Source organism: Anoxybacillus sp. ST4 (assembly GCF_019448545.1).
In the GTDB taxonomy this organism is placed as follows: Bacteria; Bacillota; Bacilli; order Bacillales; family Anoxybacillaceae; genus Anoxybacillus; species Anoxybacillus pushchinoensis.
Map to the genome: position 1 here is coordinate 1 of NZ_JAHZOE010000043.1, position 12,170 is coordinate 12,170.

Consider the following 12,170-nt stretch of genomic DNA (forward strand, 5'->3'; position numbering starts at 1 on the left):
ATTACTGCATCATTCCATCATTTTCAACCTAAAGGGGGAAAGCTATCGATTACGGGAAAAGAGGCTCCAAGAAGAAAAACAGAAGGATCAATGAGGTCCTTCTGGGGAATTTTAAACCGGCGATTTTTGGGAAAAAATAATCGGCCTTGACAATTGGAATAATAAGTGTCCAAAAAAACGCAATTTTATTATAAAAAACCTCTTTATTAAACAAAACGAAAAATTCCCATGTTCTTCTTAACATACAATCGTCTCTTCCCCCTCTTATCAGTTATCATGGAAACGGAATGGGCTTGCCTTCGTTTGGAAACTCCTTTTGCTTAAATACCCTACTAAACACGTAATCCCGTGGGTTAAGCCACTGCGTTAGCATATGAGGATAACCATTCTCAGAAAGAACCTTAACTATTTTTGCTGGAACATTCTCTAAAACGCAAGGAATAAATACACATAAAATATCTAATTGTAAATCCTCTGAAATCTCTTTTATACAGTTTGTAAAAGAAACACTTCGATGGTTACTTTGCTCTCTATAATCAATAGATATGGAACGTTCAAATAAGTAACCAAAGCTCTCCTTTAACTTACTAGGTGTGAAAGTGCTAAAAAAGTAGTTAGAATAGTAACAAGGATCATAATGAACATAGTTAGAATTGCTCTTGTATTCTCTATGTGCCATTTTGTAATCTATATTATTTTTTTCGTAAAGATAGTATTTACTCACCTTACCACCAAAAAACTGAAACCATTCTTCTAATGATTTACACATAGCTTCTTCCAAATTCCAATGGCTACTTAATCCTATTGCCATATACTGTTTACCAAAGCCTAATGTGAGAATAACATACAAGTTGTTATGTAAAGAAATGTCAAAAAAGAAAACATCGTCTACAAACTGCTTTGCCTTATATATTAATTCCTTTAGCAATTCACTAGTTATTGTTTCTTGCCTAATCTCTCTACCTGAAGACTGTGTAAGCCAGTTATGTACAAAGCACTGTCTTTCAAAAAACTCTAAAAATGCATTATTTACTGCGCGAAAAGAACTAACATGTGATGCAACACCACATGAATCGTTATAATCGATTCCTTCCTCTAGATCTCCATCAAAAACTTTAGCATTATAACAAAGCAAAATTCTTTTTAATGGGATTTCGATTGTTTTTAATGTTACTAAGTTTAAAGCGTGTACAGTTTTTTGTTTAAAATTCCCTAAATTCAAATATAAAGAAGTACGCTCAATATGTTCACCTAAGGCAGCTTTGATTACTCGAGAAATTTCAAAATGAGTCGCTCCCCCATGAGCCCCTTCTAAAAGAGAGGGACGGATAAATACTTTTTTGGGTGCATTTTGAAACAATGAACGATATACACCAGCTTCCTTCAATATAAAAGGTGAACCTTTTTGGTTAAATATATACATTTACATAAATCACCTCACACAAAAATGCAATCAGGAATTTTACACAAGACATCTTTCGATATCTTAACAGTTTCCACATTAATTTTTTGATTCACTTTTAAATATTGTTTAATAGGGACATGATTATATAGATCTAATGAAAAAACCTTTACACACTTTAATAATGGATAAAGCTCATTTTGTAGCATAATAATATGTAGATTGGTTAACCATTTTGGAAAACAATCTCTAATATCCCCATCTGAATATGTTCTGTCTGAAGAAATATAATAAGGTAAGGCATCCATTTCTAAAAGATATTCCAACTGAATATCACTCTTTACTTGTGCAGAACCATCTTTTCCTAAATAATTTGTATTTAATATATAATTAAATTCTTTTTGCCACTTTAAAACATATGCCTCCTCAATAGCCTTCTGAATTGCACATGTTAATAGAAACGAGGACCCTATTCCAGTATAAATATCTTTCTGATGTGTACATAATGCTACGAATACCACAAATAGCGGATAAAATGTATCGTTCACGAATAACTTAACAAATTCCATAGATCTCAGAAGATTGAAGTATAATGAGGGTATGTCATTCTTATAATTTTTTAGTTTTAATTTGTATCCTTTCTTCCCATACCAAAAAAGATATAAAGCATTTTTCTCAAGCAACTCCTGTATGGCAGTTTGTATCGCTTTCCGACTATCAGTATGAGTAGCTGTTCCTGTTGTATCAGATATATATAATCCTTCAGTTTGGTAAATGGTGTACCTATGTGGTAGGAATGACGGTATATTCCTTACCATATCCCAAGTAGGAACTTGATCTTTATAATTTGTCTTTCCTCCCAGTAGTAAACTCCTTCTTTCAATCATTTCAGAAAAAGATTTCCTTATAGATAATTGTCTAGAAATAGAGAGTGCGTTTGCACCATTTGGGCTCACATCTTCTCCTTTAACAAGCGTCCCTACTTTTGTAAAAGATTTATATACAGAATTGCGTATAAATAAAGAATCAGGCACATTAAAATGATTGTTTTCAATATTTTGAAACAACAACTTAATCCCCCCTCTCACCGAACCATTGTAATAATACAACAGGAGCTAATCGCACATTGAGTCCTACTAAATAAGTAAGTGCATTATCATTAAACCCTGACCAACACAGATCCCCTAGATTCTCTTTCACTTCTCTTAAGCTTTCACGAAATCCTTGAGCCATTAATCCCACTTCTATTAGCGCATGCCTATAACCCCTTTTTCCATATTTTGTTACAGCTCTTCTTATATCGATTGCGTATGCCATGACCAGAGATGAAACAAACTCCTCTCCATCAATAAATATGCATTCTTTAAGTTTCTCTAAGTCTTTTTCAGTCCATTTTCTAATTCTGTAAATTGAATTAGAAAGTGGATTAAACATATAAACCCCTGGCATTGGTAAAGATGAAATTACGTTAGGCTTTAGTACCAACAATAGTGGCATTACAGGGTATAAAGCTCCAGCAGATCCATACCTTTTTGATAAAGTTTCATTGTCACGCCCAAATGCTTTATACATTATTGCACCTAGTGTTTTTTCATCCATCCGATAAGACAAATTATAACTTCGGTTACTACCATTTATACGTACCTTTTCAATTGATAGTGGTATTTCTTCTTCAAAAATATCTGGTAACACATCTGTACACTCTACATTTTCTAACCAAACTCTTACATCTGGACTTATAAAACTACTCCTCATATTTTTGACCCGAAAAAAGACAGATGATTGGTGAAACTTTATAACATCTGTAATTATCCTCTGTGATAACGCACGTTCTTGAAATATATCCCAAATAATACTTTTCATTGTGTCATGATACTCATTTTCTTTTTTACTCATAACAGTCACACAGCTCCCAATGAATTGGATTGTCTACATAAAGTTTTCTGGTTGCTAAGTCAAACATATAACTTTCCAAAAAATCATGAGATTGGATAAAAGAACCCTCATCCAACAAAATTAGTTTACTTATTCGATTGGTTATCTGAGTTACAATATTAAAGATGTTACTTTGAGTGAGCGGAACCTCTATCGAAAAAAAAGAGCGATCGGAGTACAAGCTGTCAATGATATGTTGGTAAGTTATACCATTATAATCAGTTGTTCTAATACTTGATTCAATATAAGATATATGGCAAATATGGCAAGGAGGCTTTAAAAAGCCGTTATATAAGGAATCCATATAAAAACAATTTCCATACACATATGTAAACAACAAAAAAGCTTTCTCAACACTTTTTACTTTATCTCGAATTCCCTTGGCTACCCTCCTGTTATATGGATTAAGAAACACTAAAATTAAATCTCCTTCCTGTATCTCCAGTTGCTTCGGACTTAATTCCCTATTGTAAAACATAGACACATCAATGTCTTGTTTATAATCTATTCTTAGTATCTTTTCTATATATCCCCCTACTTCAACATTATTGGTATATACATTAATCCTCTTTATATTTAAATTAGGTTCAATTTTATCTTCTATGATGTGATATTCCTTTAAAAACTCTAATGCTTCTTTTGTATCTTTTCCAAAGAATTTCTCGAAATCACTATAAGACAATAGCGCTGTTCCGAATTCATCCCATTCCTTAAGGAAGTCCTTCAAACGAGAATCATAAACTCGCACAATTCCCTTTGCGTTCTGTACTATTACTTCATCTGAATCTAATTCATGTAAAATATATTGATTTAATCTGTAACTTTTCAGACATGAAACTGATGCATTCATAGTCTTTCTCCTTCTAAAAAATTTATGTTGTAGAATCGGATTTTCAGCACGCAACTATATCAGCCGCCTCATAAAGTGAGCCGAATATTCTTTCCTTGTCTATGATGTGAATACAGATAGACAAGTGTGAATTGCATGGTGACGGTACGACAAGCTGTATTTACGGTTGAGAGCTTAATCCACAAAGTCCAACAACAAAAACAGCTCATTCATCAACTCATTCAAGAAAATGAACATTTGCGTTAAGAATAGTCATATTCCAATATCTTCTTGGTTTTATGAAAAATATTTCCTATTGTGAACCGTCTGACAAAAAGCCTGGTGGACAGGAGAGACATGAAGGGACGACACTCCGGCAATTAGAACAGCCACTCCATCGTGTCGTCCATCGCGTCCATACGTGTCAAAGATGTGGGGCTTCTTTGCGTGACGTAAAACCGTTCAAAGTCGATGACTGTAAAGTATTGGATCTGTCTCCCGTGACGATGGAAGTCACACAACATGAACGCGAAGTGAAATCATGTCCGCACTATCGGTGCGTGCAACAAGCCGAGTTCCCATCACATGTCACAAATCATGTACAATATGGTCCGCGGCTCACTGCGCCTGTCGTGTATTTGTGCAACATACAAATTAATGATCAAAATAATATCGCCAGTTATTACCTAGTTTGAACAACGCGTCTTACAGCATCCAGATGAGATATTGCATCGCATCGAGTATGCTGGATTAAAATATCCATTTGGATATATAAGGTTTATCTACATTTTATTCGTCTTATTCACTGCACCCCCACAATTATAAACGCAACAACAACAATAATTATCCCCATGTCGAACTGTATCCATAACATAGCTTGAAGATAGAGCTCCCACTCCAAACATATTTGTTTGCTTCTGCGAATACTCATACTTCGTGTTAACTTTCTTATGTCTCACTTCTTGTAAAGATTCCTCACTATACATACATTTCACCCCCTCTCTTTTACTTTTAAAACTATCAAAAAATTAAAACTATTACATGCACAATTATAACAAAAAAAAAGAAAACAATACTTTTAATGAAAATTTATAGATTTTTAACCAAAAAAGGGTAAGCATTTAGCCACATCGTCCATATCATAAGAGGAATATTTTTTCTTCTCTTATCTATGATGTGTTTGAGTCAAGACTTTGTGGGAGATTTTTTTCTCGACCGACTTTTTGTTTATATATGGTTTTATGAACTTGTTTCATGTAAGTGCTTTTACTTACTCTCATCCTGTAGGTATGTGTTTAAAAACCTTTTAGTGCTTGCAGGGCCTCGTAAATCGGCGTTCCTGAAGACTGACGGAAATACGGAATATTGTCTCGAATCACTTCCTTCATTCGAGATGAGACGCTTTCACGCTCGCTTCGCGTTTCGTTTCTTCTCGTTCTTCCACGCAACACATCACTCCATGGCGTGTCCGAATAAGTAACGTATCTTTTATCGCGACGATCGCTCGTAACATCGCTTCAATCCCTGCGTCCTTCCAACTTCGACCGTTTTTGCTTCGCTTCGTTTCGCAAACATATGCATCGTCCCCTCTGCACTGCCCATCGCTCTCATATTCGTTGCATCGATCCCTTTTTCCTGCAGCCATATGCGATAGTCACGCAAACATCCTAGCATCTCCTCGATTCGACGAACAAGCGCCTCGAGTTGCTTTTCCTTCTCCTCGTGTTCTAGCGTACCAATGGCACTTGCGAGTTCTCGCAACACCCCCTCTTCATCCCATGACGCGAATTTTTTTTCGAATCACCGATATCTCGCATGACCTCGGAACAATTGCCGAATCTCTCTCGCCACATGGAACCGATCGAGCTGAAAGTACCCCCTATCCCCGAAATATTCTCGACACGCTGTGATCCATGTGATGTTAGTCTAGATTATAGACACAACGAATAGAGAAAATGTACAGTAAATCTATCAATCATAGGGAGTGTCTATAATGACAAGACGTTTTGATAAAGAATTCAAAATACATGCAGTAAAATTAGTGGTTGAGGAAGGAAAGGCGGTCGCTCAAACCGCAAGACAACTCGATATTTCGCCAAAAACTCTTCATAAATGGGTAGCAGATTATAAAAAAGATGCTAAGCATAGCTTTGTCGGGAGTGGAAACCTCAAGCCAGAAGATCGTGAAAAGCGTGAACTTCAAAAACGTATTCGGGATCTGGAGGAGGAAAACGCGATCTTAAAAAAGGCCATGAGCATCTTCGCCAAAAACCAGAAGTAATTTATGAATTCATTCATACGCATAGAAAGGAGTTTCGCGTGGCGAAGATGTGTGAAGTCTTAGGCGTTTCAAGAAGTGGATACTATGCATGGGCCAAACGACCAGAAAGTCAACAAAAGAAAAGACAGGAAGCATTGAAAAAGCAAATCAAAAAGATTCATATCGAGTCAAGAGAAACGTATGGCAGTCCAAAAATCACAAAAATTCTTCAGAAACAAGGGGTTAAGGTATCTCAAAAAACGGTCGCCAGAATCATGAAAGATGGTGATATTCGTTCAAAAACAAAGAAAAAATATAAGGCAACCACAAACTTGAAGCATCATTTGCCTGTGTATCCCAACTTATTGAATCAGCAGTTTGAAGCAGATGAGCCGAATCAAGTATGGGTGGCGGATATCACGTATATTTGGACGAAAGAAGGATGGCTGTATTTAGCTTCGGTCATGGATTTGTTTTCTCGTAAAATCGTTGGCTGGTGTCTTTCTGAGCGAATGACAAAAGAGTTAGTGATCAAAGCGTTAAACCGAGCCATCAACGAGAGAAAGCCTCAACCAGGTCTGATTCACCATTCGGATCAAGGGAGCCAATATGCATCGAACGAGTATCAAGCCCTCTTACGACAGCACGGTATGCAAAGCAGCATGAGTCGAAAAGGAAACTGTTATGATCACGCATGTGCGGAATCGTTTCACAGCATCATCAAAAAGGAACTGATTTTTCACGAGACCTTTGCAACAAGGGAAGAGGCCAAACATCGGATTTTTGAATATATTGAGTGTTTTTATAATGCCGAGCGAATTCATTTCGCTAACGAGTACATATCTCCGATGGCATATGAGAAGATGTATCAGCAAGGCAAAAAGCAATGAACTCTTCTCTCCACAAAGTCACGATATAAGGGACATCTTTCCTCTTGAGGAGGGGAAGGGTTTACCAAACCGTTCTCCTTCTCAAGAGGCCACCAAACGAAGTGCGGTAGTAGGGTTTTAAAGTTTTTCTCGATTTTACGTGTCTATTTTCTTGACATAATACCACCATCCCACCTGGTTTAATCGCTGGACACCCTGGCGCAAATGCTTGGTCAAGCTTCCTGGTCTAAGTTGTTATATAACATGCGTAATACCGCCTCTTGTTCCCAACCTTTACATTCGAGTTGTAATCCTCTTTTCGCTTGAATATGTCTCATCCCACTATCTCCTTTCATCTATTTGTTACCGTTTTCATCATTTGTGAAAAAAAATCCCATTCCACATCCTTCAGCCATTTTGCCGCTGCCTCAATATCTTTAGCAAAGACGCGGTCTTTTGTGATTGATGGAACAATTTTCCGTGCTGCTTCATAAAAGGCACGCGTCTTTGGCGCCATTTGCTCTACCCCACGGTATTCGACTGCCTGCAACGCACAAATCAATTCGATGGCCAGAACGCGCCGCGCATTTTGGATAATCGCATAAGCATGGCGAGAAGCGATCGTTCCCATGCTGACGTGGTCTTCTTGATTTGCAGATGACGGAATCGAGTCGACGCTCGCTGGATGTGCCAGCGTCTTATTTTCTGATACAAGCGATGCCGCCGCATATTGCATAATCATCGCTCCTGATTGTAAGCCTGGCATTGGGCTTAAAAACGGTGGTAAATCGTTCAATTGTGGATTGACCAGCCTTTCAATGCGCCGTTCCGAAATATTAGCCAATTCTGCTACCGCCATTTTCATAAAATCCATCGCTAACGCAATTGGCTGTCCATGAAAGTTTCCACCGGAAATGACAGTCATCCCATCGTCAAAAATAAGTGGATTGTCGGTTGCCGCGTTCATCTCGATTTCTAATTTTTCTTTCACATAATCGAGCGCTTGCCAAGAAGCCCCATGCACTTGTGGAATGCAACGAAGCGAGTAGGCGTCTTGGACACGCAATTCTCCTTGTGTCGTCGTCAGCTTGCTTCCGGCTAAATAAGAGCGGATGCGTTTCGCCACTTCTGATTGTTGACGATAACCGCGCACGAGATGGACGCGCTCATCAAACGCATCAATAATCCCTCGTAATCCTTCGATCGTTAATGAAGCGATCATCTCGCTTTCATACGCAAGCTGTTCTGCTTCTAAATAGCCGACAATGCCCATTGCCGTCATCGCTTGTGTACCGTTAATAAGAGCCAATCCTTCTTTCGCCTTTAGCGAGAGAGGAGCGATTCCTTCTTTCGTCAACGCTTCCATTGCCAACACGCGCTGTCCGCGGTAAAACACTTCTCCTTCGCCAAGCAATGCGAGCGCTAAATGCGACAGTGGCGCTAAGTCCCCGCTCGCACCGAGAGAACCTTGCTGCGGAATGACTGGATGAATATACGCATTTAATAAATCAAGCAACCGTTGAATAACGATGGGGCGAACACCCGAGTAGCCTTTTAAAAGCGCATTCGCTCGCAACAATAACATCGCACGTGATACAATTTCCGGAAACGGTTCTCCTACCCCGCAAGCGTGCGAATGAATTAAATTCCACTGCAATTGTTCCACATCATCCGCTTCAATAAACACATCGCTAAACTTTCCAAATCCCGTTGTAATCCCATATACAACTTTTTTGTCAGCAACAATGTCTTCGACTGCTTGCCGACTTTTCTTGACAACATCGATGCTGTCCTTCGATGCAACAACTGCTTCGTTTCGATATAATACCCGTTTGACTTGTTCTAACGTTAGCGTATGTCCAGTTAAAATAACCACACTTTCACCCCATCCCTTTAATGAAATAAAGAAGGAGGCCATACCACAAATCAGCTTGTGGAATAGCCTCCTCTAAACTAATCACCTATAGGCTACATATGATTAATTCCTAATCCGATTGTTTCATGCTCTAACCCGCGAATCGGCGCCCCGATCGTCCCGTACAGCGCGACGGCAATCCATTCACCTTCCGCTTCATTTTCATAAGGCATGCCACGCACCACCGCAAAACGAAGGCCGACCGTCCGCATAAAATCACCTAACTCTACTTGGCCTCTTGTAACCCCTTGCAACGCTTCAACTACCGCATGATATAGGGCGTGCATTTCACGGTATAGTTCCCCGTTTACGACACCGTTTCGCTTTGCTGCTGTTTCGATAGCAGCTACAATTTTCTGTAACTCCATAGCTCCAACTTTTCCTTTGCAACAGCGCCAGCGCAATGCAGCCAACTGCTCAAACATCGCTTGTTCCGCTTCCTCTTCCATGATCGCGAGTAAAATTGCATTGCGACCAATTCTGCCTCCTGCCTGTTTCAGCAATGCCCATCAACACCTATTTTTTAAATTTTCTAAAAAACTAATCATCTATCATTATTGTAAACGTCTGCTCTTCGACTGTCAATTGTTTTTTTACCACTTTTTAACAAATTAATATAGCACCTTGTTACTAAACTAAAGTTTAACTGCGCGGTGCCAACAACATGACACCGACACCTATTAAACAGATCGCCCCACCGAGCCAATCATACATATCTGGTGTCTTTTTATCTACCCACCATCCCCATAATAATGATAAAACAATAAAAACCCCACCATACGCAGCATACACTCGTCCAAACGATGGAAACGACTGAAACGTTGCAATCACTCCATACAGCGCTAAACACACTCCACCGATGATTCCGTACATCACTGACTTTCCTTCACGCAACGAAAGCCATATAAGATATCCACCGCCAATTTCAGCAAGACCAGCTAACAAAAATAAAATCACGGCATTCATGTTTTCGCTCCTTGTTTTCATTTTTTCTATCTCCCAATCGGTAGCTTAATAACAAACGTCGTGCCTTTTTCCGAACTGTCATGAAGCGCAATAGTTCCTCCATGGTTTTCAACAATTCGTTTAACGATCGTTAACCCTAAGCCTGTCCCTGACGGTTTCGTTGTCATAAACGGCTCAAACATCGTCGCTTGCATGTCTTGTGGAATTCCTTTCCCAGAATCGTAAACGTACATATTGTACGTCTCATCGATATCGGAATATATGCGAATCGTGCCGTTTTCTTCGATCGATTCGATGCTGTTATGAAGCAAATTGTATAGCATTTGCATCATTTGTTTCGGATCGAGCCGCAACAAAACGCGGTCAAGGCGGACGTGCACGCGAATATGTTTCGCCTCTAACGTATGTTGCAACAACGAAAGCAAGTCTTGAACGATCGTTTCCATATACGTCTCTTTCAACATCGGCGCACTCGGTTTTGCGATCAAAAGCATATCTTCAACAATCGCATTAATGCGGTCAATTTCTTTTAATAAAAGCGGAATGTGGTATTGCTCGCGATCGCTTTGTGCCATATTTTCATTCATAAACGATAAAAAGCCATGAATGACCGCAAGCGGATTGCGAATTTCATGCGCTGCTTTCGCCGCCATTTCTCCGACTGCCGCCAACTTTTCCGATTGATGAATGCGTTTTGTAAGCTCCTCAATTTCGGTGATGTCGAGAAAGAAAATTGTACGGCCAATATGCTCCCCGTACAAGTTAAGTAAATTCGATTGTGACACTAAAAATATTTTTTTCTCACCATTTCTTTCGTATGGTACTTTTACTTGCCGAAACGGATCACGGCGAATGAAAAGCCCCCAAAATAAAGCATTATATCCACTTTCTTTTTCTTGCTCAATCAACTGCTTAATTTCTTTTTTACTTAAACGGAGCAATGTAGCCGCAGAATCGTTAATGAAATGATTCGACTTGGAATTATCGATTGTGATCAAACCGATAGGCAATGAATTTAGTAATTGTTCAATATATACTTTGTCGTCCTCTAGTTTTTCGTACAATCGAGAATATTGGCGAAATGTTGACGAGAGTAATAGCATAATGATTGTGTATAAAAATAAACCGAATAATGAATCGAATTTAAATAAAATAGACAGTATAATGGCTACCACCAACGTAACCGCATAAATGTACGAAACTTCTTTCACTGTGCTAATTAATACGACAATGAAGTCCGTAGATGAATGAAGTGAAAAATATAAAGCCATAAGTACAGCGTTTAAAATAAAATAGGTGAGGAAGCAAAAAATATAGGCCCAAAAATACTTTAAAGATATTTCTCCAACTCCCCCTCCGAAAATAGTGTACACATAGTATGAACCGCATATCATAATGGCATAGACGGAGAAATTAAATACATGTTTCCACCAAACCATTTTTCGAAGATGAGTAAAATATACGATAAAGCTCCCTAACATTAGGACAGTCAGCGTATATTTCAATCCAAAAACAAAAAGTAAGGACAAATAAATCGATGATTCTAATGTGAATGAATTACCACTAGGCGGAAGACATATTAAATATCGATCTAGCAATGCCACAGTCCCCGCAAACAACAATAACAACAACCACTGCTCTTCCACATGCACACTAGAAAATGGCCATATGTATAGAAATAATGCACACCCAAACAAAGAAATGAGCGTCACATATAGTGCAAATAATCGTTTCATGAAATGTATTCACCTATCTGTAATAGTTTGACTCTATCATTCTATGGCAAACAACGACAATAAGCAACAGGGGTTTTTTATGATCGTTTATCCCTAAAAAGCCATTGATGAGATATAATAAAAAAAAAGATAAAGGAGCATTCCTGTTAGAAAGGTTTTCGGGGACTTGAAAGAAAAAAGCCCTCTTGGTATGATGCAGGGGTGTCAACACCTAAAATCAGACCAAGGAGGACTATACAGTGAATTGTACACGAAATC

At 38.6% G+C, this 12,170-nt stretch carries 10 protein-coding genes and 4 pseudogenes; 3 read left to right on the forward strand and 11 right to left on the reverse strand.

Annotated features, from left to right (window positions below):
• Positions 1-94 (forward strand): annotated as a pseudogene (locus K1I44_RS14390) (ATP-binding protein); the annotation flags it as partial.
• Between the two features lie 180 nt (positions 95-274).
• Here the strand turns inward: K1I44_RS14390 and K1I44_RS14395 are convergent.
• The 4 genes from K1I44_RS14395 to K1I44_RS14410 are packed head-to-tail and all read right to left on the reverse strand — an operon-like array spanning position 275 to position 4,187.
• Positions 275-1,423: a YcaO-like family protein gene (locus tag K1I44_RS14395; RefSeq protein WP_219986561.1), complete on the reverse strand. Its 1,149-nt coding sequence runs from the start codon at positions 1,421-1,423 to the stop codon at positions 275-277.
• A 14-nt stretch (positions 1,424-1,437) separates the two neighbouring features.
• Positions 1,438-2,472 carry a YcaO-like family protein gene (locus K1I44_RS14400; RefSeq protein WP_219986562.1) on the reverse strand — a complete coding sequence of 345 codons (1,035 nt, stop codon included), beginning with the start codon at positions 2,470-2,472 and terminating at the stop codon, positions 1,438-1,440.
• A gap of 1 nt (position 2,473) precedes the next feature.
• Entirely contained in the window at positions 2,474-3,298 is an 825-nt protein-coding gene (locus K1I44_RS14405; protein ID WP_051035080.1) for a nitroreductase family protein, read from the reverse strand.
• A complete protein-coding gene (locus K1I44_RS14410) occupies positions 3,291-4,187 on the reverse strand; it encodes an McbB family protein (RefSeq protein ID WP_219986563.1) in 897 nt (298 codons plus the stop codon). The genes K1I44_RS14405 and K1I44_RS14410 overlap by 8 nt, the downstream gene beginning before the upstream one ends.
• A 135-nt stretch (positions 4,188-4,322) precedes the next feature.
• On the opposite strand from K1I44_RS14410, the pseudogene K1I44_RS14415 reads away from it, so the two are divergent.
• Positions 4,323-4,822 (forward strand): annotated as a pseudogene (locus K1I44_RS14415) (IS66 family transposase zinc-finger binding domain-containing protein); the annotation flags it as partial.
• Between the two features lie 728 nt (positions 4,823-5,550).
• Here the strand turns inward: K1I44_RS14415 and K1I44_RS15440 are convergent.
• Both K1I44_RS15440 and K1I44_RS14420 read right to left on the reverse strand, forming a co-directional pair.
• Positions 5,551-5,679: a hypothetical protein gene (locus K1I44_RS15440; protein ID WP_255573457.1), complete on the reverse strand. Its 129-nt coding sequence runs from the start codon at positions 5,677-5,679 to the stop codon at positions 5,551-5,553.
• Positions 5,655-6,086 (reverse strand): annotated as a pseudogene (locus K1I44_RS14420) (UPF0236 family transposase-like protein). The gene K1I44_RS15440 and the pseudogene K1I44_RS14420 overlap by 25 nt, the downstream one beginning before the upstream one ends.
• A gap of 73 nt (positions 6,087-6,159) precedes the next feature.
• On the opposite strand from K1I44_RS14420, the gene K1I44_RS14425 reads away from it, so the two are divergent.
• A protein-coding gene (locus tag K1I44_RS14425) for an IS3 family transposase (protein WP_255573455.1) occupies positions 6,160-7,316 on the forward strand; the annotation gives its coding sequence in 2 pieces (ribosomal slippage) (positions 6,160-6,415 and positions 6,415-7,316; 1,158 coding nt in all).
• A gap of 218 nt (positions 7,317-7,534) precedes the next feature.
• On the opposite strand, the pseudogene K1I44_RS14430 reads toward K1I44_RS14425, so the two are convergent.
• From K1I44_RS14430 to K1I44_RS14450, 5 genes and pseudogenes are all read right to left on the reverse strand, one after another.
• Positions 7,535-7,633: pseudogene (locus tag K1I44_RS14430) on the reverse strand (hypothetical protein); the annotation flags it as partial.
• 14 nt (positions 7,634-7,647) lie between these two features.
• Entirely contained in the window at positions 7,648-9,171 is a 1,524-nt protein-coding gene (gene hutH / locus K1I44_RS14435) for a histidine ammonia-lyase (RefSeq protein WP_219986564.1), read from the reverse strand.
• 92 nt (positions 9,172-9,263) lie between these two features.
• A complete protein-coding gene (hutP, locus tag K1I44_RS14440; RefSeq protein ID WP_219986565.1) occupies positions 9,264-9,713 on the reverse strand; it encodes a histidine utilization transcription antiterminator HutP in 450 nt (149 codons plus the stop codon).
• 139 nt (positions 9,714-9,852) lie between these two features.
• On the reverse strand, positions 9,853-10,176 hold the full coding sequence (locus tag K1I44_RS14445) for a YnfA family protein (RefSeq protein ID WP_219986566.1): 324 nt from the start codon (positions 10,174-10,176) through the stop codon (positions 9,853-9,855).
• A gap of 26 nt (positions 10,177-10,202) precedes the next feature.
• Positions 10,203-11,912 (reverse strand): two-component system sensor histidine kinase NtrB, encoded by a 1,710-nt coding sequence (locus K1I44_RS14450; protein ID WP_219986567.1) that lies wholly within the window; start codon positions 11,910-11,912, stop codon positions 10,203-10,205.
• Positions 11,913-12,170: the final 258 nt, after the last annotated feature.